This is a genomic window from Terrabacter sp. FW104-15G4B (assembly GCF_058790095.1).
The window spans coordinates 74,982-99,363 of sequence record NZ_JBYTCI010000013.1 but is presented as its reverse complement, the minus strand read 5'-3'; the positions used below and the strand labels follow the sequence as shown (position 1 = coordinate 99,363).

20 protein-coding genes and 1 tRNA gene are annotated in these 24,382 nt (G+C 71.2%); 15 read left to right on the top strand and 6 right to left on the bottom strand.

Translation table 11 applies throughout. From position 1 onward, the window contains the following. The first annotated feature begins 1 nt into the window (after position 1). The 4 genes from AC3WRT_RS12195 to AC3WRT_RS12180 are packed head-to-tail and all read left to right on the top strand — an operon-like array spanning position 2 to position 4,240. On the top strand, positions 2–1,147 hold the full coding sequence (locus AC3WRT_RS12195) for a glycosyltransferase family 4 protein (RefSeq protein ID WP_492722214.1): 1,146 nt from the start codon (positions 2–4) through the stop codon (positions 1,145–1,147). Beyond that, positions 1,144–2,268: an NAD-dependent epimerase/dehydratase family protein gene (locus AC3WRT_RS12190; RefSeq protein ID WP_492722212.1), complete on the top strand. Its 1,125-nt coding sequence runs from the start codon at positions 1,144–1,146 to the stop codon at positions 2,266–2,268. The genes AC3WRT_RS12195 and AC3WRT_RS12190 overlap by 4 nt, the downstream gene beginning before the upstream one ends. Next, positions 2,265–3,011 (top strand): nucleotidyltransferase family protein, encoded by a 747-nt coding sequence (locus AC3WRT_RS12185; RefSeq protein WP_492722210.1) that lies wholly within the window; start codon positions 2,265–2,267, stop codon positions 3,009–3,011. Before AC3WRT_RS12190 ends, AC3WRT_RS12185 begins: the two co-directional genes overlap by 4 nt. After that, positions 3,008–4,240: a glycosyltransferase family 4 protein gene (locus AC3WRT_RS12180; protein WP_492722209.1), complete on the top strand. Its 1,233-nt coding sequence runs from the start codon at positions 3,008–3,010 to the stop codon at positions 4,238–4,240. The genes AC3WRT_RS12185 and AC3WRT_RS12180 overlap by 4 nt, the downstream gene beginning before the upstream one ends. Before the next feature lie 14 nt (positions 4,241–4,254). Here the strand turns inward: AC3WRT_RS12180 and AC3WRT_RS12175 are convergent, their stop codons facing one another. Further along, on the bottom strand, positions 4,255–4,932 hold the full coding sequence (locus AC3WRT_RS12175; RefSeq protein ID WP_492722207.1) for a phosphatase PAP2 family protein: 678 nt from the start codon (positions 4,930–4,932) through the stop codon (positions 4,255–4,257). A 209-nt stretch (positions 4,933–5,141) separates the two neighbouring features. Here AC3WRT_RS12175 and mfd point away from each other — a divergent pair, with 209 nt between their 5' ends. The 3 genes from mfd to AC3WRT_RS12160 are packed head-to-tail and all read left to right on the top strand — an operon-like array spanning position 5,142 to position 10,441. Next, the gene (mfd, locus tag AC3WRT_RS12170) at positions 5,142–8,795 is read left to right on the top strand and encodes a transcription-repair coupling factor (RefSeq protein WP_492722205.1); all 3,654 of its coding nucleotides are present in this window, start codon (positions 5,142–5,144) and stop codon (positions 8,793–8,795) included. A 33-nt stretch (positions 8,796–8,828) separates the two neighbouring features. Next, the gene (locus tag AC3WRT_RS12165; RefSeq protein WP_492722203.1) at positions 8,829–9,380 is read left to right on the top strand and encodes a SurA N-terminal domain-containing protein; all 552 of its coding nucleotides are present in this window, start codon (positions 8,829–8,831) and stop codon (positions 9,378–9,380) included. Positions 9,381–9,397: 17 nt separating this feature from the next. After that, positions 9,398–10,441: a nucleoside triphosphate pyrophosphohydrolase gene (locus AC3WRT_RS12160; protein WP_492722201.1), complete on the top strand. Its 1,044-nt coding sequence runs from the start codon at positions 9,398–9,400 to the stop codon at positions 10,439–10,441. Positions 10,442–10,536: 95 nt separating this feature from the next. Here the strand turns inward: AC3WRT_RS12160 and AC3WRT_RS12155 are convergent, their stop codons facing one another. Next, the gene (locus tag AC3WRT_RS12155; protein ID WP_492722199.1) at positions 10,537–12,018 is read right to left on the bottom strand and encodes a sugar transferase; all 1,482 of its coding nucleotides are present in this window, start codon (positions 12,016–12,018) and stop codon (positions 10,537–10,539) included. A gap of 368 nt (positions 12,019–12,386) precedes the next feature. Here AC3WRT_RS12155 and eno point away from each other — a divergent pair, with 368 nt between their 5' ends. The 4 genes from eno (at position 12,387) to AC3WRT_RS12135 (ending at position 15,939) form a co-directional block, all read left to right on the top strand. Beyond that, entirely contained in the window at positions 12,387–13,688 is a 1,302-nt protein-coding gene (eno, locus tag AC3WRT_RS12150) for a phosphopyruvate hydratase (protein WP_492722197.1), read from the top strand. 283 nt (positions 13,689–13,971) lie between these two features. Further along, entirely contained in the window at positions 13,972–14,370 is a 399-nt protein-coding gene (locus AC3WRT_RS12145; protein WP_492722196.1) for an FtsB family cell division protein, read from the top strand. A gap of 35 nt (positions 14,371–14,405) precedes the next feature. Continuing rightward, on the top strand, positions 14,406–14,960 hold the full coding sequence (locus AC3WRT_RS12140) for a DUF501 domain-containing protein (protein WP_492722194.1): 555 nt from the start codon (positions 14,406–14,408) through the stop codon (positions 14,958–14,960). Then, positions 14,953–15,939: a Ppx/GppA phosphatase family protein gene (locus tag AC3WRT_RS12135; RefSeq protein WP_492722193.1), complete on the top strand. Its 987-nt coding sequence runs from the start codon at positions 14,953–14,955 to the stop codon at positions 15,937–15,939. The genes AC3WRT_RS12140 and AC3WRT_RS12135 overlap by 8 nt, the downstream gene beginning before the upstream one ends. An 18-nt stretch (positions 15,940–15,957) precedes the next feature. Here the strand turns inward: AC3WRT_RS12135 and mptB are convergent, their stop codons facing one another. Continuing rightward, on the bottom strand, positions 15,958–17,484 hold the full coding sequence (gene mptB, locus AC3WRT_RS12130) for a polyprenol phosphomannose-dependent alpha 1,6 mannosyltransferase MptB (protein ID WP_492722191.1): 1,527 nt from the start codon (positions 17,482–17,484) through the stop codon (positions 15,958–15,960). A 241-nt stretch (positions 17,485–17,725) separates the two neighbouring features. Next, positions 17,726–17,800 (bottom strand) — tRNA-Leu (locus AC3WRT_RS12125). A gap of 163 nt (positions 17,801–17,963) precedes the next feature. Here AC3WRT_RS12125 and AC3WRT_RS12120 point away from each other — a divergent pair. Together AC3WRT_RS12120 and AC3WRT_RS12115 are read left to right on the top strand one after the other, a co-directional pair. Further along, a complete protein-coding gene (locus tag AC3WRT_RS12120) occupies positions 17,964–18,824 on the top strand; it encodes a Bax inhibitor-1/YccA family protein (protein ID WP_492722189.1) in 861 nt (286 codons plus the stop codon). Positions 18,825–18,831: 7 nt separating this feature from the next. Next, positions 18,832–19,146 carry a hypothetical protein gene (locus AC3WRT_RS12115; RefSeq protein WP_492722188.1) on the top strand — a complete coding sequence of 105 codons (315 nt, stop codon included), beginning with the start codon at positions 18,832–18,834 and terminating at the stop codon, positions 19,144–19,146. A gap of 101 nt (positions 19,147–19,247) precedes the next feature. Here the strand turns inward: AC3WRT_RS12115 and AC3WRT_RS12110 are convergent, their stop codons facing one another. Continuing rightward, on the bottom strand, positions 19,248–20,471 hold the full coding sequence (locus AC3WRT_RS12110; protein ID WP_492722186.1) for an acetyl-CoA C-acetyltransferase: 1,224 nt from the start codon (positions 20,469–20,471) through the stop codon (positions 19,248–19,250). A 292-nt stretch (positions 20,472–20,763) separates the two neighbouring features. Here AC3WRT_RS12110 and AC3WRT_RS12105 point away from each other — a divergent pair, with 292 nt between their 5' ends. Continuing rightward, positions 20,764–21,558, top strand: a complete 795-nt coding sequence (locus AC3WRT_RS12105; protein WP_492722184.1) for a hypothetical protein — start codon at positions 20,764–20,766, stop codon at positions 21,556–21,558. Between the two features lie 81 nt (positions 21,559–21,639). Here AC3WRT_RS12105 and AC3WRT_RS12100 read toward each other — a convergent pair whose 3' ends face one another. After that, a complete protein-coding gene (locus AC3WRT_RS12100; RefSeq protein WP_492722182.1) occupies positions 21,640–22,824 on the bottom strand; it encodes an SGNH/GDSL hydrolase family protein in 1,185 nt (394 codons plus the stop codon). A gap of 159 nt (positions 22,825–22,983) precedes the next feature. Here AC3WRT_RS12100 and AC3WRT_RS12095 point away from each other — a divergent pair, with 159 nt between their 5' ends. Further along, entirely contained in the window at positions 22,984–24,354 is a 1,371-nt protein-coding gene (locus AC3WRT_RS12095; RefSeq protein WP_492722180.1) for a cystathionine beta-synthase, read from the top strand. Positions 24,355–24,382: the final 28 nt, after the last annotated feature.

Genomic DNA, 24,382 nt, shown 5'->3' with positions numbered 1-24,382 from the left:
TATGCGGGTCGCCATCAACCTGCTGACCGACGACCCGGCGAACCCTTCCGGGGCACACTGGTTCTGGACCCGCGTGATCCGCGAGATGGCGAGCATGCTGGGCGAGGGCGAGGAGCTCACGCTGGTCGTTGGCCGGCGGTCCAAGCCGATGCACCAGGGCTACGGGCCCGGCGTCCGCTACATCACGTTCCCCTGGTCCAACGAGCGCCGTAACCTGCGCACCTTGAGCGAGCAGGTCTATGCACCAGTGCGGCTCCCACTGGCGCGTATCGACGTGTTCAGCACCCTCATCGCGCCACTGGTCCGGCCGGCGCCGGCCGTCGTGGCCCACTTCAAGACGATGCACGCGTTCACGACGCCGGACGCGTTGGGGCCTGCCACGCGCCTCTACCGGCGCATCGGATATCCCCGGACGGCGGCGACGGCGGACGCGATCATCCTCAACTCCGAGAGCCTTCGCTCCGAGGTGCTGAAGCATCTCGACGTCGATCCGGCCAAGCTTCGCATGGTCCCGGAGGCAGTCGACCACGAGGTCTTCAAGCCGGGCGACCCCGAGCAGGCTGCCCGTAGCCTTCGGGACCGGTACGGCATCACCCACCCGTTCGTGCTCTTCGTCTCGTCGCTGTGGCCGTACAAGAACTGCGACGGGCTGATCCGCGCCTTCGCCGCCGCGAAGCCAGACCTCCCGGGGCACCGCCTCGTGGTCGTGGGCCCGGGCCGGGACAAGGCGTACGTCGGCCAGCTGCATTCGCTCGCCGAGTCGCTCGGTGTCGGGGACGACGTCGTCTGGGTCGGCGGAGTGACCCTCGAGGAGACGGTGGACTTCTACCGGGCAGCTGCCGCCTTCGTGTACCCCTCGCACAACGAGACGTTCGGACTACCCATCCTCGAGGCCATGGCGTGCGGATGCCCCGTGGTCACCTCCGACCGGAGTGCCATGCCCGAGACGGCGGGCGGAGCGGCGCTGCTGGCCGACCCCACGGACCCGCAGTCGATCGCGCGGGCCATCGTGAGCGCCGTCGAACACGGCGATGCCCTTCGGGAGCGCGGAGTCCTCCGGGCGGGCGAGTTCACCTGGAGACACACGGCCAAGCAGACTCTGGAGGTGTACCGCGAGGTGCACGCGAACCGAATGGCGGCTCGATGAGGATTCTCGTGACGGGCGGAGCCGGCTTCATCGGGTCCCACACCTGCGACCGGCTGGTCGAGCTGGGCCATGAGGTGCGGGTGCTGGACGCGCTCACCCCGCCAGTGCACCGCGGAGGCCGACCCAACTACGTGACACCGGGCGCCGAGCTCGTGGTCGGCGACGTTCGGGACCGTGAGCTGCTCGCCCGCCTCATGCACGACGTCGACGCGGTCTTCCACTTCGCGGCCTACCAGGACTACCTCACCGACTTCTCCCGCTTCACGTCCGTCAACGTCGTCTCGACCGCCCTGCTCTACGAGATTGCACTCGAGGCAGGCCTCGACCTGCAACGCATCGTCGTGGCGTCGTCGCAGTCGGCCATGGGGGAGGGCCTCTACCGCTGCCCGGTCGACGGCGAGCAGACGCCGGACATGCGACCCGAGTCCGCCCTGGCCGCCCAGCAGTGGGACCACGTCTGTCCTGCTTGCGGAGGACCGCTGGAGCTCGTCCAGACCCCGGAGCGGATCTCCAACCCCCAGAACGCCTACGGGATGTCGAAGTACGGCGAGGAGATGGTCGCCATCAACCTCGGCCGCCGCTACGGCATACCGACCGTGGCCCTGCGCTACAGCATCGTCCAGGGGCCTCGGCAGTCGATCTACAACGCCTACTCCGGCGCCTGCCGGATCTTCTGCCTGCACTACCTGCTGGGGAGCGCGCCCACGCTCTACGAGGACGGGCAGATGATCAGGGACTACGTCAACATCCACGACGTCGTTGCAGCCAACGAGCTCGCGCTCACCGACGAGCACGCCGTGGGTCGCGTGCTCAACGTGGGCGGCGGCGTGGCCTACACCACGTCACAGTTCGCCGAGGTGGTGCGGACGCACTACGGCTCCGACCGGCCCGCGAGTGCGTCGGGGGAGTTCCGCTTCGGCGACACCCGGCACATCCACTCGGACCTCGGTGCCCTGCGAAGCCTGGGGTGGGCGCCCCGGCGCTCACCTGCCGACTCCGTCGCCGAGTATGCCGCGTGGCTGGAGGGGATGCCGGGACTGGAGAACGTCCTGGCCGAGGCGGACGAGAAGATGCGCCGGTTGGGCGTCGTGCGCCGGGCCCGGGTGCCCGACAGCGTATGAAGGCCTTCCTGCTCGCTGCGGGACTGGGCACTCGCCTCCGGCCGGTCACCGACACCGTCCCGAAGTGCCTCGTGACGATCGGCGGGAGTGCGCTGCTCGACCTCTGGCTCGAGCAGCTCGCCGCCGCCGGTGTCCACGACGTGCTCGTCAACCTGCACCACCTCCCCGAGCAGGTGCGGGGCCACCTGGCAGCGCGTGCCCTGCCGGTCGCCGTGCGGACCGTGTTCGAGCCGACGCTCCTGGGCAGCGCGGGGACGATGCTGCGCAACCGCGACTTCGTCGCCGGGGAGGACATGTTCCTGGCCGTCAACGCCGACAACCTGACCGACTTCGACCTGCGGCTGCTCGTCGATGCCCATCGCGACTCCGGTGCCGTGGCGACGCTGGGCCTCTTCCGCGCACCGGATCCGTCTCGGTGCGGGATCGTCGAGCTGCGAGACGGCGTCGTGGCCTCCTTCGAGGAGAAGCCGGCCGAGCCCCGGGGCGACCTGGCCAACGCCGGGCTCTATGCCTTCCGGCCAGACGTCATCGACCTCGTCGGGAACCCGCCGAGCGACATCGGCCTCCACCTGCTGCCACAGCTCGTCGGCCGCGCTCGGGGGTTGCCCATCGGCGACGCCTACTTCGTGGACATCGGGACGCCCGAGGCCCTCGCTCGAGCGCGAGGCGACTGGCCGCGGCAGAGGCCCTCGACCTCGGCAGCAACCGGAGACGGTCGCGCCCTGAGCGTGAGGAAGCCATGAGTCAGGACGCGGCAAGACCGAGTGAGGCCACGCAGGCCACGGCCACCGACCAGGCCGAGGTGCGACGACCACTCGTCATCGTCACGGTCGCTCGTGAACGAGGCATCACGGGAGTGCACACACACGTGCGCCAGCTACGGCATTTCCTGGAGCGCACGGCTGACCCGGCCGAGCTGGTCACGCCCCACAGCTGGGCCCGGGGGGCGTGGCTGCGCGGAATCGTCCTCGTGCCCCTGTTCGGCGCACGGGTCGTGCTCGAGCGGGTGTACGGGCCGGCGAACGTGTGGTGGTACCGGACGTCGCACGAGCTCTTCCTCCGGCGCGAGCTGCGCCGGCGACTGAGGGACGAGGGCGCCTGCACCGTGTACGCGCAGTGCCCCGTCTCGGCCAGGGCTGCCCTGGCGGCGCGGACCGGTTCAGACCAGCGGGTCGTCCTGGCGGTCCACTTCCGGATCTCCCAGGCTGACGAGTGGGCCGACAAGGGCCAGATCGCGCGCGGGCGCCGGGTGTACCGGTGGATCCGCGCGACCGAGCGAGAGGTCCTGCAGCAGGTTGACGGCCTGGTGTTCGTCTCCGCGTGGGGACGGGAGGCGATCAGGGAGTGGATGCCACAGGTGGACGACGTGGCCAGCATCGTCCTGCCCAACTTCATCGAGGCGCCCCCGGACCTTCCCACCACCCCGACCACGGGTGACCTCGTCACCGTGGGCAACCTGGAGCGGGTGAAGAACCACGAGTTCCTGCTCCGGGTGCTCGCGGCCGCCAGGCAGGCCGGTCACGTCTACTCGCTCGACGTGTTCGGCGAGGGAGTCGAGCGGCCGCGTCTTGCCGCCCTGGCCGACCAGCTGGCGCTCGGTGACCAGGTTCACCTGCACGGGTTCCGTACCGACGTCCAGGGGCGCCTGCCCGGATACCGCGCCTACGTCCATGCGTCCTACTCGGAGTCGTTGCCGCTGGCGATCATCGAGGCGATGGCGGCGAGCCTCCCGGTCCTCTCCACCAGGTCCGGGGGCGTCGCCGAGCTGTTCGACGACCCGGCGGAGGGCCGCTTCTGGCCCCTCGACGACCCCGAGGCTGCCGCGCGCGTCCTCATCGACCTCCTGTGCAGCCCTGCCGAGCTGGCTCGCGCAGGTCGTGCCGCGCGGCAGAAGTTCCTCGGACACTTCGATGTCGAGACCGTCGCTCCGCGGCTTCTCACCTTTCTGCACGCAGCCCGGGCCGAGGTCTGAGTACTGCTGAGGAGTCAGCCTCCGTCGGTGATCGCTGGTGTCACGGCGACAACCGCGGCGTGCTCCCGGCGGTGGGCCCTGTTGCGCAGCATCGTTCGACTGCTGCAGGCGAGGAGCGCGAAGGCCAGGAGGGCCCCGCCCAGCACGTCGGTGAGCCAGTGGGCCCCGGACACGAGAAGACCACTCGTCATGAGCGAGAGCGCCACGAGGAGGGGGGCCCACAGCCACCAGTGCACCCTGGGCCAGACGAGGAGCAGGCAGGCGCCGAGGCAGACGACGAGGGCGACCGTGTGCCCCGACGGGTAGGACCCACCGCTCTCGGTGACGAAGCCGTGAGGGTCAGGCCGGTGGGTGGCGACCTTCACGGCGACGGTGACGACGCCGGAGACCCCGGCGAGCACCACGGCGAAGACCAGCGGCCACCAGGACCGGCGCCACAGCGCCGCGGCGACCGACGTGGCGCCCAGCAGCACGTATCCGTGCTGGGGTCTCAGCCGGCTCATCCAGGGGCTCCAGCGGATCTGTGCGTCCCCCCATCCGTCCCCGGGTCGCAGGCGGTGGAAGACCGCCGAGTCGAGCGGCTGCGTGACCCCGGTGACGACCAGCACCGTCAGCGCCAGGAAGAGGATCCCCAAGCCGATGGCCAGCCAGGTCGCCAGACCGCCTCGCCGGACCGGGGACGGGGCCGCCACGACGCATGCGCTCGGTGCCGGCCACGCGTGTCACCCATCCCACCTCCGGCTGCGAGCCCCCGACCCATGCTGCACCGGCGTCCGGTCGTGCGGCGTCGCTTTCCCGAATCCCGGTCGGGACACCCGGGCTACCGGCCCCGTGGGCGTCCGGCGGGAGGCGCCCCTGCCCGTCCGGCAGCGTCACCGCGGACGCCTAGACTGGCAGCCTGATGTCGCACCCTCTTCTCAGCGCCTTCGGGGCGCTTCCTGATGTCCGCCACGTCCTCGACCAGGTCGATAACGCACGCCTGGTCGACATCTCTGCCAGCGACGGCACGCGGCCCTTCCTCGTCGCCGCCCTCGCGCGGCAGTTCGACGAGGCCGCCGGCGCCGCCTCCGGGTCCGCCCCCGTCGTCGTGGTCACGGCGACGACCCGCGAGGCCGAGGACCTCGCCGGCGCACTCGGCGCCTTCCTGGCGCCCGACCGCGTCGCGGTCTTCCCGTCGTGGGAGACCCTGCCGCACGAGCGCCTTTCGCCCCGCAGCGACACCGTGGGGCGGCGACTGGCCGTGCTGCGGCGGCTGGCTCACCCCGAGCCGGGAGACCCGGCATACGGCCCGCTCTCCGTGGTGGTGGCTCCCGTCCGCGCCATCCTCCAGCCGCTGACCAAGGGCCTCGGCGACCTGGTGCCCGTCGCGCTCCGCGCCGGCGACGAGCGCCCGCTCGAGGACGTCGTTGATGCCCTCGTCAACGCCGCGTACACCCGCACCGACCTCGTCGAGCGCCGGGGAGAGTTCGCCGTGCGCGGTGGCATCCTCGACGTCTTCCCGCCCACCGAGGAGCACCCGGTGCGCATCGAGTTCTGGGGCGACACCGTCGAGGAGGTGCGCTGGTTCAAGGTCGCCGACCAGCGCTCCCTCGAGATCGCCGACCACGGGCTCTGGGCGCCGCCGTGCCGCGAGCTGCTGCTCACCGACGACGTACGCGCCCGCGCCCGTGCGCTCGCCGACCAGCTGCCCGGCGTGGCCGAGATGCTCTCCAAGGTGGCTGAGGGCATCGCCGTCGAGGGCATGGAGTCCCTCGCGCCGGCCCTCGTCGACGGCATGGAGTCGGTCCTCGACGTCCTGCCGAAGCGGGCCATCGTCCTGCTCGCCGACCCCGAGCGGATCCGCCGGCGCGCGCACGACCTCGTCGCCACGAGCGAGGAGTTCCTCGAGGCCAGCTGGGCCAACGCCGCCGCCGGCAACCAGGTGCCCGTCGATCTCCAGTCGCTGCTCGGCAGCGCCTCGTACTGGTCGCTGGCCGACGTCCGGGCCCTCGCCGAGCGGCTCGCGCTGGCGTGGTGGACGCTGACGCCGTTCGTCGCCGACGCCGAGCTCGTCATCGAGGACGACGACGTCGACGAGCGCATCGCGGTGCGCACGGTCGACGCCGAGGCCTTCCGCGGCGACACCGACCGCGCCGTCGAGCACCTGCGTGAGCGGGTCAGTGACGGCTGGGCGATCGCGGTCGTCACGGAGGGCCCGGGCCTGGCCAAGCGCGTCGGCGAGGTGCTGCGCGACAACGAGGTGCCGGTGCGATCCCTCGACCCGGCGACCGGCGACTCCCTCGAGGCAGGCTTCGTCAGCGTGACGTGCGCGCCCCTCGGGCGCGGCTTCGTCCACGAGGGCGGCCGCATCGAGATCATCACCGAAACCGATCTCACCGGCCAGCCGGGCAGCGGCACCTCCACCAAGGACATGCGGCGTATGCCGTCACGCCGCCGCAACCAGGTCGACCCGCTCCAGCTGCGCCCCGGCGACCACGTCGTGCACGAGCAGCACGGCGTCGGCCGCTTCGTCGAGATGATGCAGCGGACCGTCGCCGGCGCCACCCGCGAGTACCTCGTCATCGAGTACGCCCCGGGCAAGAGGGGGCAACCGGGCGACCGTCTCTTCGTCCCCACCGACCAGCTCGACCAGGTGACCAAGTACGTCGGTGGCGAGGAGCCCACCCTCAACAAGATGGGCGGCTCCGACTGGACCAAGACGAAGTCGCGGGCCAAGCGCTACGTCAAGCAGATCGCCGCCGACCTGATCCGCCTCTACAGCGCCCGCCAGGCCACGAAGGGCCACGCGTTCGCGCCCGACACCCCGTGGCAGCGCGAGCTCGAGGACGCCTTCGGCTACGTCGAGACGCCCGACCAGCTCGTCAGCATCGACGAGGTCAAGGCCGACATGGAGAAGCAGGTCCCGATGGACCGGCTGATCTGCGGCGACGTCGGCTACGGCAAGACCGAGATCGCGGTGCGCGCCGCCTTCAAGGCGATCCAGGACGGCAAGCAGGTGGCGGTGCTCGTGCCCACCACCCTGCTCGTCAGCCAGCACCAGCAGACCTTCTCCGAGCGCTACTCGCAGTTCCCGGTCAAGGTGGCCTCCCTCTCCCGCTTCCAGAGCGACAAGGAGGCCAAGGAGGTCATGGTCGGCATGGCCGACGGCAGCATCGACCTCGTCATCGGCACCCACCGGCTGCTCGCCAAGGACGCGAAGTTCAAGGACCTCGGCCTCGTCATCATCGACGAGGAGCAGCGCTTCGGCGTCGAGCACAAGGAGCTGCTCAAGACGATGCGCACGGCCGTCGACGTGCTCTCGATGTCGGCCACTCCGATCCCGCGCACGCTCGAGATGGCGGTCACCGGAATCCGCGAGATGTCCACTCTCGCAACGCCGCCCGAGGAGCGCCACCCGGTGCTGACCTTCGTCGGCGCCTATGACGAGAAGCAGATCACCGCCGCCGTCCGGCGCGAGCTGCTGCGCGAGGGCCAGGTCTTCTTCGTGCACAACAAGGTGAGCAGCATCGAGAAGGCAGCGGCCAGGTTGCGCGAGCTCGTCCCCGAGGCGCGCATCGCGACGGCCCACGGCCAGATGGGTGAGCACAAGCTCGAGCAGGTCGTCGAGGACTTCTGGGAGAAGCGTTTCGACGTCCTCGTCTGCACGACGATCGTCGAGACCGGCCTCGACATCTCCAACGCCAACACCCTCATCGTCGAGCGCTCCGACATGCTCGGTCTCTCCCAGCTGCACCAGCTGCGAGGCCGCGTCGGTCGTGGACGGGAGCGGGCCTACGCCTACTTCCTCTACCCGCCCGAGAAGCCGATGACCGAGACGGCGCACGACCGCCTCCGCACCATCGCGAGCAACACCGACCTCGGCTCCGGCATGGCTGTGGCGATGAAGGACCTCGAGATCCGCGGCGCCGGCAACCTCCTCGGCGGCGAGCAGTCCGGCCACATCCAAGGCGTCGGCTTCGACCTCTACGTCCGGCTCATCGGCGAGGCGGTGGCCGACTTCCGTGGCGACGCGGTGGACGTGCCGGCCGAGATCAAGATCGAGCTGCCCGTCGACGCGCACCTGCCGCACGACTACGTGCCGGGGGAGCGCCTGCGCCTCGAGGCCTACAAGAAGCTGGCGACGGTCGAGACGTTCGAGGCCGTCGACGAGATCGAGGCCGAGCTGCGCGACCGCTACGGCGCCCCGCCCGAGCCGGTGCTCAACCTCCTCGAGGTCGCCCGCTTGCGCGTCGTCGCGCGGGCCGCCCGCATCGGCGACATCGGGGTGCAGGGCAAGGTCGTGCGCTTCGGCCCGGTCAAGGACCTGCGCGAGAGCCAGCAGCTGCGCCTCATGCGGCTCTACCCCGGGACCATCGTCAAGGAGGCGCTCGGCACGATCCTCGTCCCCGCGCCCATGACGGCCCGGGTCGGCGGCAAACCGCTGCGCGACGTCGAGGTGCTCACGTGGGCTCGCCAGCTCATCACGGCGGTGTTGCTCGACGACATCGCCGCCGCGTCGGCGGCGTCCTCGCGGGCATCGTCGGGCGCTGCCACGTCCTCCGTCGGAGCCCCGTAGGATGTCAGACGCATCCGCCAGAGGAGGAAATTCGTGAAGGCTCGGTCTGCTAAACCCGCGAGGCGCGTCGCCGTCGTCGGCATCGCCGCTATCGGCGCCGTGTCGCTGCTCGGCGGGTGCGGCTTCGACACGCGTCAGCAGGCCGCGGCGGTCGTCAACGGCCAGGTCATCCACGAGTCCGACGTGCAGCAGACGTACGACCAGCTCAAGGCGGCCAAGCTCGACTTCGCCCAGAACATCGTCGTCACGGCACTCGTCGCCGCGCCGCTGCTGAAGGACGTCGTCGCCAAGTCGGGCAGCTGGAAGCCCGACGCGACCTACGCCTCGGTGATCGCCTCCATCCCCGGTGCCACCGACACGACGAAGGAGTTCGTCGAGGCGGTCGCGCTCATCCAGTCGCAGAAGATGACGCCGGCCGACGTCGCCGCCTACCGCGCCGACCTCAAGAAGGCCGACATCAGCGTCAACCCCAGGTACGGCACCGTCGTGCAGTCCGACCAGGGGCCGGTCTACTTCACCCTCGGCCAGCAGACGCCCAACTGGGTCAAGCCGGGCACCAACGCCGCTCCGGCCACGGCCCAGTAGGCAGCCGGCGCGCCGCCGTGACCGCCCGTGTCGTCCTGCTCGTCACCACCCCACGCATCGCTCCCGGCCTGCTGACCCGGGAGGCGTGGAGCAGCCTCGAGCAGGCGTATGTCGTGTGGGGCCGTTCCGACGAGCCGCAGGTCGCCGCCCTGGTGGAGGCCGGCATCGAGGTGACTCCCCGCGAGGAGGGGCACCCGGCTGAGCTGGCCCGTGACCTCGTGACCGCCGCCGAGGCGGGCGACGTCGTGTGGGTCGGGTCGTCCGACGGCGACCCCGGCCTCAGCGACGCCATCGCGGTCGAGGTGACGCGGCTGCCGGAGCCGCCTGACGTCGAGCTGCTCATCGGCTCTTTCGACGTGCCCGGTGCGCGCCTGCTCGACGTCGTCGCCGTCATGGACCGGCTCCGCTCGCCCGGCGGCTGCCCGTGGGACGCCGAGCAGACCCACGCGTCGCTCGTGCCCTACCTGCTCGAGGAGGCCCACGAGGCCATCGAGGCCATCGAGGGCGGTGACCGCGACCACATGCAGGAGGAGCTCGGCGACCTGTTGCTGCAGATCGCCTTCCAGTCCCGCGTCGCCGAGGAGCACCCCAGCGAGCCGTTCGGGATCGACGACGTCGCCGGTGCCCTCGTCGACAAGCTCGTGCGTCGCCACCCGCACGTCTTCGCCGACGTGGAGGCCGACACCGCCGAGGCGGTCGAGGCCAACTGGGCGACGATCAAGGCCGACGAGAAGCAGCACCGCATGCATCCCGTCGAGGGTGTCCCCAGCTCCTTGCCGGCACTCGCCCGGGCCGAGAAGTACGTCTCACGCCTGCAGCGGGCCGGACGTGACGACCTGGTCGACGTTGCCGTCGACGCCGGCGGTCTCGGCGGCCGGCTGCTCGGCCTCGTGCGCCAGGCCAAGGGTGAGGGGGTCGACGCGGAGGCGGCGCTCCGCGAGACCCTGCGCCGGCTCGAGGTGGCCTCCCAGGTGGCCTCCGAGGCGGCCTCCGAGGCGGCCTCCGAGGCGGCGAGCGACCTGCAAGCAGAGCCGACTTCGCACCCCCACCTGGACGCCTGAGCCGACCGGACGGCATACGACCGCATCGGTGGTGCCACGGCCAGGGCCGCGTCGCTCGGGTGACGACGCGGCCCTGGCCGAGCTGTGGGGCGTCGTCAGTAGGCGCCGCGCGGGCGGACGACGGCGTGGATGGTCTTGGCCACGATGGCGAGGTCCTGCACGATCGACCAGTTGTCGACGTAGTAGAGGTCGAGCCGCACGGTGTCGTCCCACGAGAGGTCGCTGCGGCCCGAGACCTGCCACAGACCGGTCATGCCCGGGCGCACGTGGAGGCGCCGCTCGACGTCGGGCGCGTACCGGCTGACCTCCGACGGCAGAGCCGGTCGGGGGCCGACGAGGCTCATGTCGCCGTTGATGACGTTGACCAGCTGCGGGAGCTCGTCGATCGAGAGCCGGCGCAGGATGCCGCCCACGCGCGTGATGCGCGGGTCGTGCTGGGCCTTGAAGAGCACGCCGTCCGCATTGGCGTTGAGGTGGCTGACCGCCGAGAGCCGTGCCTCGGCGTCCATGACCATGCTCCGGAACTTCAGGCACTCGAAGAGCACGCCGTCACGGCCGACGCGCGTCTGGCGGAAGAGCACCGGTCCGCCGTCCTGGAGCTTGACGGCGACGGCCGCCAGCACGATGAGCGGGAGGCCCACGAGGAGCAGCATGGTGGCGCCGACCACGTCGAAGAGACGCTTGGGGATGCGCGAGGCGCCCAGGCTCTGGGGCTGGCCCACGTGCACCAGGGGGAGCCCGCCGACGGGGCGCATGGCGATCCGGCCTGTGGAGATGTCCGAGAGGCTCGGGACGACCGCCAGCTGCACGTGGTGGCCCTCGAGATCCCAGGCGATGTGCCGGAAGTCGACGGCCGACGGGAACGCGCCCTCGGTGAAGATCACCATGTCGGCCTTCTCGGCCAGCACCGACGTGGCGGTCTGCGCCGTCGTGCCGACGACGGGCACGCCGCGCGGCGTCGCGATCGTCGGTTGGGACGACGGCGTGAGGGCTCCGACGACGCGGTAGCCGAGCCACTGCTCCCGGTCCAGCACCGCGGCCACGTCGTCGACGTGCGAGACCGAGCCGGAGATCAGGACCCGGGTCAGCAGGTGGCCGTGCAGGTGGGCCCGGTGCACCAGCCGGCGGGCGTACCAGCGCCACAGCAGCACCAGCGGCAGGCCGACGGCGAAGATCAGCACGAAGAAGCCTCGGGACAGGTCGAGCTTCGTCAGGTAGCTGAGGATCCCGATCGCGCCGGCCGTGAGGCCTGCGGCGCTGCAGACCCGGGCGTACTCGACGGTCCCGGCGCCCAGATGCGTGCTCGTGTAGGTGCCGAGCGTCAGATTGGCCAGCATCCAGGCGACGACGATCCACAGGCCGACCGACTGGGCCACCTGGTTGACGTCGTTCGCGGCCTCGAAGATGTCCAGACGCGTACGCCCGAGCGCCGCCAGGGACGTCGCGACCGCGATCACGGCGAGGTCGCCCCCGGCGATCCCGAGCTGCAGCAGACGCTGGCCTCGACCTCTCTCGCTGAGCGGCTGCGTCACAGGACGCGCGCTCACGTCCAGCAGGACGACCCCCGACTCGCGCATGGGAAGACCCATGTCTCACACCCCACCCCCGGCACCCAGCGGCGCCCTTTTGTCGAACCGCTCCACCCCCCCGGATGGCTAGTTGCGAGTATGCCTGCTCCCGGTCAGGTCTTGGTAAGGAAGAGGTAAAAAACATTGCCTGCGCGGATGTCTTGTGCCAGTGCTCCGATTCATCCCTTCGCCCGCTCGTATGCCGGGTCGCTCCGTCGGGCAGCGCGCCCCGGGCGTTAGGCTCGGGCCCAGCGCCGACCACTGGGTAGGTGCGGGTTTGCACCGCCGCGGCTCGCACCCGCCGAGCACGACCCAGCGACCCGGCATACGCGCCCATTCGAAGTACGACGAGCAGCACCAGCACAGGAGAGAGCCAAGTGGCCAGCATTGAGGAGATTGGCGCCCGCGAGATCCTGGACTCGCGCGGCAACCCCACCGTCGAGGTCGAGATCCGACTCGACGACGGCACGTTCGCTCGCGCCGCCGTCCCGTCGGGCGCGTCGACGGGCGCCTTCGAGGCGTCCGAGCGTCGCGACGGCGACAAGGGCCGCTACCTCGGCAAGGGCGTCGAGCAGGCCGTCGACGCCGTCATCGAGGAGATCAACCCGCGGCTCGTCGGGTTCGACGCCAGCGAGCAGCGCCTCATCGACGCGGAGATGATGACGCTGGATGGATCGGCCAACAAGGAGAACCTCGGCGCCAACGCCATCCTCGGCGTCTCGCTCGCCGTCGCGCACGCCGCTGCCGAGTCCGCGGGCCTGCCGCTCTTCCGCTACGTCGGAGGCCCGAACGCGCACGTGCTTCCGGTGCCGATGATGAACATCCTCAACGGCGGGTCGCACGCCGACTCCAACGTCGACATCCAGGAGTTCATGATCGCGCCGATCGGCGCCCCGACCTTCCGTGAGGCCCTCCGGTGGGGCGCCGAGGTCTACCACTCGCTCAAGAAGGTTCTGCACGAGCGCGGTCTGGCCACCGGCCTCGGTGACGAGGGCGGCTTCGCGCCGGACCTCGAGTCCAACCGGGCAGCCCTCGACCTCATCCTCGAGGCGATCCGGGCCGCCGGCTACGAGCCCGGCCGGGACATCGCGCTCGCCCTCGACGTCGCCGCGTCGGAGTTCTTCCAGGACGGGTCCTACGCCTTCGAGGGAGCGAGCAAGTCGGCCGACGAGATGGTCGCCTACTACGCCGAGCTCGTCGAGGCCTACCCGCTCGTGTCCATCGAGGACCCGCTCAACGAGGAGGACTGGGACGGCTGGAGGTCCATGACCGAGCTGCTCGGCACCAAGGTGCAGATCGTCGGCGACGACCTCTTCGTCACCAACCCCGAGCGTCTCGGCCGCGGCATCTCCACCGGCACCGCCAACGCGCTTCTCGTCAAGGTCAACCAGATCGGCACGCTCACCGAGACTCTCGACGCCGTCGCCCTGGCGCAGAGCAACGGCTACCGCTGCATGATGAGCCACCGTTCGGGGGAGACCGAGGACGTCACCATCGCCGACCTCGCCGTCGCCACCAACTGCGGCCAGATCAAGACCGGCGCCCCGGCCCGCTCCGAGCGCGTCGCGAAGTACAACCAGCTGCTGCGCATCGAGGAGGAGCTCGACGATGCCGCGGTCTACGCCGGCACGGGCGCCTTCCCGCGCTTCGACGCCGCCCGCTTCGGCGCCGAGGGCTGAGCACGTGGCCGACCGCACACCGTCACGCCCGGGCCGCCCGTCCTCGACGGGCCGCCCGGGCGGTGGCGCGCGACCGGCCGCAGCTCGCCAGACCCCACGCCAGACACCTCGCCAGACACCGCGCCAGACACCGCGAACCGGATCCGGATCGGCGAGCCGCCCCGGGCAGTCCCGACCGGGAGCCTCTCGCGCCAGTCGTCCGGGTGCAGGCAAGGAGCGTCCCGCCCTCGCGGCACGCCCGCGCACGCCCCAGACGACGCCACCGTCCGCCTCGACCGCCTGGGTGCGCGGGGCCATCCTGCTCGGCATCCTCGTCATGCTCGCCGTGACGATCGTGCCCACGCTGCGCTCGCTCGTGCAGCAGCGCGGTGACGCAGCAGCCATGCAGGACAAGGTCGCCGGCCAGCGCCAGACGGTGCAGGAGCTCGAGCGTCAGGCCGCACTGTGGAAGGACCCCGCCTACATCGAGGTCCAGGCCCGCGAGCGCCTGAAGTTCGTGCGCGTCGGCGACCGGGCCTACACCGTGATCGACCCCTCGGCCGACACGGTGAGCGCTCCGCCCGCCCCGCGTCCCGTCGTGGCCGCCCCGCTGGCCAATGCCGACTCCCCCTGGTACGGCAAGGTGTGGCAGTCCGTCCAGATCGCCGACCGTCCCAGTGCCGGCGTCGTCCGCCCCAAGTGAGCCGGGTGTCGGCAACCCGAGAAGTGAGTCCCGCCGTGAACGACCCCGCACCTTCGTCCCGACAGCCCGTCGACCGTGCCGACCTCGACGCGGTCGAGCGGCAGCTCGGCCGGCCTCCCCGCGGCGTCGCGGAGGTGGCCCACCGGTGCCCTTGCGGCGAGCCCGACGTCCTGCGCACCGAGCCCCGGCTGCCCGACGGCACACCGTTCCCGACGACCTACTACGCCACCTGCCCTCGCCTGACCGGCGCCGTCAGCACCCTCGAGACGGCCGGCGTGATGAAGGAGATGACCGAGCGACTCGCGCGCGACGAGCAGCTCGCCGCGGCCTACGACCGGGCCCACGAGCACTACCTCGCCCAGCGGGCCGAGCTCGGCGAGGTGCCCGAGATCGCGGGAATCTCCGCCGGAGGCATGCCGACCCGCGTCAAGTGCCTGCACGTGCTCGTCGGCCACTCGCTCGCCGCCGGCCACGGCGTCAACCCGCTCGGTGACGAGGCGCTGGCCATGCTCGACGACTGGTGGCAGCCGACGTCGTGCGCGGCCCTGCATGCCGCCGAGGACCTCGCCCAGGAGGCTTCCCGTGACTGACCCGACACCCGCCGGCACCATCAGGGTCGGTGCGATCGACTGCGGCACGAACTCGATCCGCCTGCTCGTCGCCGACATCGACCCCGGCACCGGCGCGCTCACGGACGTCCGCCGCCGCATGGAGATCGTCCGGCTCGGCCACGGGGTCGACCGCACCGGGGTCATCGCCCCCGAGTCGATGGAGCGCACCCTGGCCGTCACGGGGGACTATGCCGCCGCGTGTCGTGAGCTGGACGCCGTGCGAGTCCGCTTCGTCGCCACGTCGGCGTCACGCGACGCGCGCAATGCCGCCGACTTCATCGAGGGCGTTCGCGCGGCTTTCGTCGAGCACTACGGCACCGAGGTGTTCCCGGAGGTCGTCTCCGGTGACGAGGAGGCGGCGCTCTCCTTCGCCGGTGCGACCGGCGGCCTGGCCGCTCAAGGGGTCGCGGGGCCCTACCTCGTGGTCGACCTGGGAGGCGGCTCGACCGAGCTGGTCCGCGGCACCGACCACGTCGAGGCCGCCCGCTCGGTCGACATCGGCTGCGTGCGCATGACCGAACGCCACCTCGTCACCGACCCGCCCACCGACCAGGAGGTCGCGGCGGCGACCAGAGACATCGACGCCGCCCTCGACCTCGCCGAGTCCGTCGTGCCGATCGCCGGCGTCGCAACCCTGATCGGACTGGCCGGCAGCGTCACGACGATCACGGCGCACCTGCTGCGCCTCACGGCATACGACCCCGAACGCATCCACCTCGCGCGCTCGGCGCCGGCGGACATGGTGGCCGCCTGCGACGACCTGCTCGGGATGTCGCGGGCGCAGCGCGCCGAGCTGCCCTACATGCACCCGGGGCGAGTCGACGTCATCGGCGCCGGCGCCCTCGTGTGGCGCCGGGTCGTGGAGCGCGTCGTGGAGCGGGCCGGTGTCACGCAGGTCGTGACGTCGGAGCACGACATCCTCGACGGCATCGCGCTCAGCGTCGCACGCCGCGACTGAGGGCCGGCCGGCACGCCGTCAGCTGCGCGGCAGGGCTGCCCTGAGCACCGGCTGGTCCGACTGCTCCTGGACCCGGCGGCGGTTGGCGCGCCACCTGGCCAACATCCACAGCGCCGCCGAGACCCCGAGGGCCCACGTGCCGTTGGAGACGGTCGCGTCGACGACGCCGTAGGTGACGAAGAAGAGCGTGACGAAGACGACGGCCCGCACGTGCTTGGCCGACAGGCGCACGGCCGCCAGCAGCAGCCCGCCCCAGAGGAGGTACCACGGGTGGATGACGGGGCCCGAGGCGCACAGCACGAGCAGCGCCCCCGCCGTCGCGAGCACCGGGTTGCGAGGGGCGACGTGCCAGACGATCCAGACGATGCCCGCCACGCCGGCGAACAGTCCGATGGTCTGCGCGATCGGCACCGGTGCGCTGGCCACGGTCTCGGGCATGCCGCCAACCCGCATCAGCCACTCGATCACGCTGCCGACGAAGGTCGGCGGCGAGAGCATGGAGCGCAGCGTCACCGGCACCGAGAGGTTGGGGATCCAGCCCCAGCCGAGACCGGTGACCGCGGTGATGCCGGTGAACGTCGCGGCGGTGATCCCGCCGTAGACGAGGCCGTGCCGGGCCATCGCCCGCAGCCGCGCGGTGGCTCCGGGGGCGAGGTCCGTCTGCGCCTGCGCGGCCATGCCAACGACGCCGATGAGCGCGAGCACCGCGGTCTGCTTGTAGGCCGCGGCGGCGGCGATCGTCATCGCGGCGACGACGAGCTGGCCCCGGCTGGCGAGCAGCAGGGCGAGCGCGACGAGGGCGACCATCACCGCATCGCCGTGGGCGCCGCCGACGAAATGCATCAGGACGAGGGGGTTGAGCACGCCCAACCACAGGGCGTGCCGACCGCTCACGCCGTAGCGCTCAGCCAGACGGGGCAGGGCGTACGCGAGCAGTCCCACCGCGAGGAGCGCGGGCAACCGCATGGCGAGGGCGGAGACGTAGGCGTTCTCAGGGAAGACGGCCACGATGGCGTGCTGGACCTGCAGCGCCAGCGGGCCGTAGGGAGCGGGCGTGTCGACCCACATCGGGTCGACCTGGTCGGCGAACGGCCCCGGCACCCAGAACGGGCCGACGGCATACGGGTCCATGTTGCGCAGCACGATCTGGCCCTGCGCGGCGTAGCTGTACGCGTCGCGGCTGAACAGCGGCGGCGCCACCATCAGCGGCAGGCTCCACAGCAGCCAGGCGAGCGACGGCGCCTTGCGGCCGTGGACCGGACGCATCCGCAGCCAGGCGTCGACCAGCAGCGCCATGCCGACGGCCAGCAGGATGGTCGTCAGCACCCGGCCGGCCCCGGTGCCGAGCCACTCGAGACCGAAGCGCTCGATGAGGGGAGAGGCCGGCAGCTCGAAGGTGTCGGCGGGCAGGAAGGCCGGGCTGATGGAGCCGGCGGCCACAAGTGAGGTGCCGAGCATGCCCCGACGCACCATCGGGTCGGCCCAGCTGCGGCGCAAGGCGGCCGCGAACCGGTCGGCGAAGTCGACGACGAGGGGCTCGATCACCCCTGGCCTGCGCGCGGGAGCTGTCGCACCAGCGACACGATGCTCCAGCACTCGCTGCTCCTTCGTCTGGACGAGAGTGGCGCCTGCAGCGCACAGACTCCGTCACGGGACGCGTCGAGGCACCCCACGGACCTCGCTCTCGCAGGCCAGTCTAGGCGGAGCAGGCGCCTGGCCGCCCCACCACGCCAAGGCGTGGGCGGGTCGTGACCGAACTGTTCCCGGACGCCCCGCGCCCGCCACGTACCCCCGGAGGGACTCGAACCCTCACCTGTGGCGATTTTAAGTCGCCTGCCTCTGCCGGTTGGGCCACGGGGGCGCGGTGCTCAGTGTGCGGTGCCCAGTATGCCGTCGGTAGGTCAGTGCGACGGTGGCGCCCCCGCACGGGAACCTTCCAGTGGGGTGCGTTCGCTTACTCTTGGGGACAGTCGTCACGCCCAGTCGCGGGTCGTGGCACCCAGTGCTTTTAGGAGCGCACTCACATGGCAGGTGGAAACCCGGTCTTCGACCGGCTCAACAAGCAGATCGAGAAGGAGCGCTACGCCGGCTTCGGCTCGCCCCAGGGCAGTCCGCAGCAGCCGGCCGCCGGCTACGCCACCCAGGACACCCTGACGGCCGGCCAGCTCAACGACATGTACAACCGGGCACCGGCCGGCCCGGTCGACACCGGCCGCGTCACGGTCGACGACGTCGTCGTCAAGAGCCTCACGCTCTTCGTCGTCACGGTCGCCGTCGCCGGCGTCTCGTGGTTCTGGACCGAGGCCAACTCCGCCATGACGCTGCCGTTCTGGCTCGGCGGCATGTTCGGCACGCTGGTCCTCGGCTTCGTCATCGCCTTCAGGAAGAAGGTGTCGGTGCCGCTGCTCGTGGGTTACGCCGTCCTGCAGGGCGCGTTCCTCGGCGCCTTCAGCCAGTACATCGCGTCGATCCCCAAGTACGACGGTGTCGTCCAGATGGCCGTCCTCGCGACGCTCTGCGTCTTCGTCGCGATGTACGTCGGCTACGCGACGGGCTTCGTCAAGGTCAACGACAAGACCCGTCGGATGTTCTTCTTCGCGATCGTCGGCTACGGCCTCTTCTCGCTGCTGCAGGTCGTGCTCCTCATGACCGGCGTCATCAGCGGCTGGGGCTTCGGCGGCAGCGGCGGCCTGGGTCTCGTCCTGTCGATCCTCGGCGTCGGACTCGCGTCGTACTCCCTGGCCATCGACTTCGACACGATCGACAACGCCGTCCGGGTGGGCGCCCCCAGGAAGTACTCCTGGCTGCTCGCCCACGGCCTGATCGTCTCGATCGTGTGGCTCTACATCGAGTTCGTCCGGCTCTTCGCGCGCCTGCGCGACTGACGGCTCCATGACACCTTCGCGTTCGGGTTCGCCGACCCCGCACGAGGTGTCCGACGAGCTCCGGCGCGTGGTCGAGCGGTGGCACCAGCTGCCGCTCGACCGCGCGCTTTCGCGTATGCCGTCCGTGCGCCTTCTCGTCCAGTCCCTCGCCGACCGTGTCGCTCAAGCCCGCGGGGCCGCTCCGCGGCAGGTGCCGGACCTCGGCCCGGCCGCCGTCATGGACCAGCTGACCGTCATGGTTTTCGACCTCTTCACGACCGAGCCCGAGAGCGACCCCGCCGGAGTCGTGGACGCACTGGCCGGCATACGCCGCGCCCTCTAGACGGGCCTCCCCAGCCGGCGCGGCACCCTCCAGACGTCGAGTGGGCACTTTCCACGGAGGGAAAGTGCCCACTCGACGTCGTGTCGGGGAAGAGCGTCGTGTCAGCTGAGGCGCTCGAAGATGACGGCCATGCCCTGGCCCCCGCCGACGCACATCGTCTCGAGACCGAACTGGCCGTCGCGCTCGCGCAGCGCGTTGATCAGGGTGCCGGTGATGCGGGCCCCGGTGGCGCCGAACGGGTGGCCGATCGCGATCGCGCCGCCGTTGACGTTGAGCTTGTCGTAGTCCATGCCGATCTGGTCGGCCGAGCCGATGACCTGGGCGGCGAAGGCCTCATTGATCTCGTAGAGGTCGATGTCGCCGATCGACAGGCCCGCACGCTTGAGCGCCAGGTTGGTCGCCTCGACGGGGCCGAGACCCATGATCTCGGGGGAGAGGCCGGTCGCGGCCGTCGAGACGACACGGGCGAGCGGCTCGAGGCCGAGCTCCTTCGCCTTGGTGTCGCTCGTGATGACGAGGGCTGCAGCGCCGTCGTTGAGCGGGCAGCAGTTGCCGGCCGTGACGGTGCCCTGCTGGCGGAAGACCGGGTTGAGCGCCTGTACGGCGTCGAGCGTCACGCCGGCGCGCGGGCCGTCGTCCGTGGTCACGACCGTGCCGTCCGGGGTCGTGACCGGCGTGATCTCCCAGTCGAAGAAGCCGCGCCCGATGGCCGCCTCGGCGCGGTTCTGCGACGTGACGCCCCACTCGTCCTGGCGCTCGCGCGAGATGCCGTATGCCGTCGCGACGTTCTCGGCCGTCTGGCCCATCGCGATGTAGATGTCGGGCAGCAGGCCCTCCTCGCGGGGGTCGGTCCACGTCTCGTTGGTCTCGGCGATGCGCTTGGTGCGGGCCTGCGCCTCGGCGAACCGGCCGTTCTGCTGGTCCTCCTTGGCGCCTCCGGCGCCGGCCCAGTCGGTGTACTGCGAGACGCACTCGACCCCGGCAGAGACGAAGATGTCGCCCTCGCCGGCCTTGATGGCGTGGAAGGCCATCCGCGTCGTCTGGGCCGAGGAGGCGCAGAAGCGGTTGATCGTGGCGGCCGGGGTCGCGTCGATGTCGAGCAGGGTGGCGACGACCTTGGCCATGTTGGACCCGTGCCGGCCGGACGGCTCGGCGCAGCCGAGGTAGAGGTCCTCGACGAGGCGCTTGTCGAGCGCAGGCACCTTGTCGAGAGCGGCCTGGATGACGGTCGCGGCGAGGTCGTCGGGGCGGACCTGCTTGAGCGAGCCCTTGAAGGCCCGGCCGAACGGCGAGCGGGCGGTCGAGACGATGACGGCTTCGGTCACGGGGATCTCCTGGTACGGCTTCGACGGCCCGCGTAGCGCGAAGGCGCTGCGGCGGGCGACTAAGCGCTTGCTCAGTCCACCCGATGGTAGGACGTCCTCGCGCCGGTTGGACAGGCCGCCCGGCATGACGTGCGTCTCGCCGCTTCGAGGCGCTCGAGGCGGGGGCGACCGAACGGGTACGGCGGAGGCGTCCGCCTGGCCCGACGCTAGGCTGGACGAGTCGTCGCGCCCACCGCGCCGGCTCCCGTCCGGACCCGCCCGGGCGACCCGATGATCAGGGGAGCACCAGCACATGAACACCTTCACGACCCGCGTCGTCGCCGTGAGTGGCGCCCTCGCCATCAGCCTCGGCGCCGCCGCGTGCTCGAAGTCCGAGACGCCGACGGCCGGCAGTACGGCCGGCTCGACCGCGACGTCCTCCTCCTCCGCGCCCGCCACCGCGGCCACGTCCGGCAGCTCCCCCACCACCGGGACGAGTGCCCCCGGGGACGCGACGGGCGCCTCGGCCATCCTCGAAAAGGCGAAGAGCAACGCGCTGGCGGCGAGGTCGGGCGCCTTCGTCGGCCAGGTCGACCAGAACGGCAAGACGATCAGGATCGACTTCAAGGGCACGAGCGACGGCAAGACCGCCGACATCGCGATCGCGATGGAGGGTGACGGCAAGGCCCGGGTCATCTCGGTCGGGGACGGCGTCTACATCCAGGGTGACGCCACCTTCTGGAAGAAGCAGGGCGCGCCCGCCTCCGTCCAGAAGGCCGGTGACAAGTTCATCAAGGCGCCCGCGTCGGCCGGGTCGATGACCCAGAGCCTCAGCCTCAGCAGCTTCCTGCAGAAGGCGTTCGGTGCGGTGACGCCCGAGCAGCTGGCCACGGACGTCGCGACCGAGAACGTCGGCGGCGTGGACTGCTGGGTGCTGACCGACAAGAAGGGCAAGTCCGAGGGCGCCCTCTACGTGTCCAAGGACAAGAACGAGGTCGTGCGCTTCACCGGTTCCTCGAAGAGCCCCGGGCAGCTCGACTTCTCCAAGTGGAACGCGGACCTCGGCATCAAGGCGCCCGAGGCGGGCCAGATCATGTCGATCGGCTGACGCTCGGCACCGACGAAGGGGCCGTCCGCAGCTGCGGACGGCCCCTTCCCCGCACCGGCTCACGGGTAGCCGCTGGGGCGGTCAGGACAGGGCGGCGTCCGACGCGCTCGTGGGATCGCCATGCGGCGCGTCGGCGTCGTGCGCCTCGGGAACGGGGTCCGGCTGCTGCGGGCCAGGGCTCGGGGGAGCGTACGCGTCGTCCGCGGTCGCGCGGTTCCCCCCGGGCACCTCGACGACGGGCTTCGCCGCCCCCGCGCCGGGCAGCCCGGGGATCGGCACGGCCGGCCGGATGCGGTGCAGCAGGACCGCCCAGCGTCCCTGGGCGCCGCGCACCTGCCCGCCGACCTCCGCGGGCGCGACCTCGGTGCCCGGGTGGGTGACCGCCTTGGTGGCGGCCACGACAAGGGGGCCGACGCTCTCGCCGCGCTGCAGGTTGGGCTCCGTCGGCTGGCTGCGCTCGCCGAAGAGGTCGAGCGCGGCGCTGACGGTCGGCAGCAGGGCGGCGGCCACGCGGGCGTACCCGGCGGGGCTGGGGTGGAAGCGGTCCTTGCTGAACATCACGTGCGGCTCGGCGGAGAAGGCCTCGCTGAGCAGGTCGCCGACCGACACGGCGCGCCCGCCGGCCTCCACGACGGCGACGGTCTGCGCGGCGGCGAGGTCGCGCGACCAGCGCCGGGCCAACAGCCGCAGCGGCTGGGGCACGGGCTCGATGGCGCCGAGGTCGGGGCACGTCCCGACGACCACCTCGGCGCCCGCCTCGCGGAGACTGCGCACCGCCATCTCGAGGTGGCGCACGGCCACGGACTTGTCGATGCGGTGGGTGACGTCGTTGGCGCCGACGAGGATGAGCGCGACGTGCGGCTCCGGGACAGCGGCCAGCGCCCGCTCGACCTGCTCGTCGAGGTCCGGTGACTCGGCGCCGATGACGGCGACGTTGGTCAGCTCGACCGGCCGCTCGCTGAAGGCCGCGATGCCGTTGGCGATCGTCGCGCCGATCGTCTGGTGCGCGTGGTCGGCGCCCATGCCGACACCGGTCGAGTCACCGAGCACGAGGAAGCTCACGGGCGACCCAGACCCTGCGCCGTAGGTGCCGCTGTCCGCGGGCGCGCCCTCGAAGGGCTGGCCGACGATCCGCCGGGCCATGACGGCCTCGGCGCGGATGATGCCGTAGCCGAGGACGCCGAGCGCACCGAGACCGGCAACACCCATCCCGCCGCCGTATGCCGCCGCCTGCGCGATCTTGCGCGCTCGCCGTGCACGCCCCATGCGGAAGTCCCCCTTCGTCTCTGGTTGGTTGCGTCTGGTTCGAGTTCATCACCGTAACGTCCGCTCGTCGATGTCCGTGCCCGCTTTCGAAGAGGTGGCGGCGAGCCGTTGTGCTCCCGCGTGTCTCGGCGCCTGGGACGCGCCTCCTAGGATGGGTGGGTGAAGTACGCAGAGAACGTCGCCGACCTCGTCGGAAACACGCCCCTGGTCAAGCTCGGCTCCGTGGTCGCGGATGCAGGAGTGAGGTGCACCGTGCTCGCCAAGGTCGAGTACTTCAACCCGGGCGGCTCCGTCAAGGACCGCATCGCACTGCGCATGGTGGAGGCCGCCGAGCGCGACGGCCTCCTGAAGCCGGGCGGGACGATCGTCGAGCCCACGAGCGGGAACACCGGGGTGGGCCTCGCCCTCGTCGCACAGCGCCGTGGCTACCACTGCGTCTTCGTCTGCCCCGACAAGGTGAGCCAGGACAAGCGCGACGTGCTCAGGGCATACGGCGCCGAGGTCGTCGTCTGCCCGACCGCCGTCGACCCCGAGCACCCCGACTCCTACTACTCGGTGTCCGACAGACTCGTCCGCGAGATCGACGGCGCCTGGAAGCCGAACCAGTACTACAACCCCGAGGGTCCCAACAGCCACTACCTGACCACCGGGCCCGAGATCTGGCGCGACACCGACGGGCAGGTCACCCACTTCGTCACGGGCGCCGGCACGGGCGGCACGATCAGTGGCACCGGCCGGTACCTCAAGGAGGTCAGCGACGGTGCCGTGCGCATCATCGCCGCCGACCCCGAGGGCTCGGTCTACTCCGGAGGGACCGGACGCCCCTACCTCGTCGAGGGTGTCGGTGAGGACTTCTGGCCCGGCGCCTACGACCCGTCGGTCGTCGACGACGTCATCGCGGTCAGTGACGCGGACTCCTTCGAGATGACCCGTCGCCTTGCCCGCGAGGAGGGTCTGCTCGTCGGTGGATCATGCGGCATGGCAGTGGTTGCGGCGCTGCGCGTGGCCAAGGACCTGCCGGAGGAGGCCGTCCTCGTGGTGCTGCTGCCCGACTCGGGCCGCGGCTACATGAGCAAGATCTTCAACGACGAGTGGATGCACTCCTACGGCTTCCTCAACGACCACACCGAGGCGACCGTCGGGTCGGTGCTGCGCAACAAGTCGGGCGACATGCCCGCCCTCGTGCACACGCACCCCAACGAGACGATCCGCGACGCGGTGCAGATCCTGCGCGAGTACGGCGTCTCGCAGATGCCGGTCGTCAAGGCGGAGCCGCCGGTCATGTCCGGCGAGGTCGCCGGCTCCGTGAGCGAGCGCGCGCTGCTGGAGGCGCTCTTCACCGGCCAGGCACACCTGGCCGACTCCGTCGAGAAGCACATGGAGAAGGGACTGCCGCTCGTCGGCGCCGGCTCGCCCGTGTCGGCCGCACGCAAGGAGCTCGAGGACTCCGACGCCGTGCTCGTCGTCGAGGACGGCAAGCCCATCGGTGTGCTGACGCGCGCCGACCTGCTCGGTTTCCTCGCCGACTGACAGCCGTCAGGCGCTGTCTGAGACCACG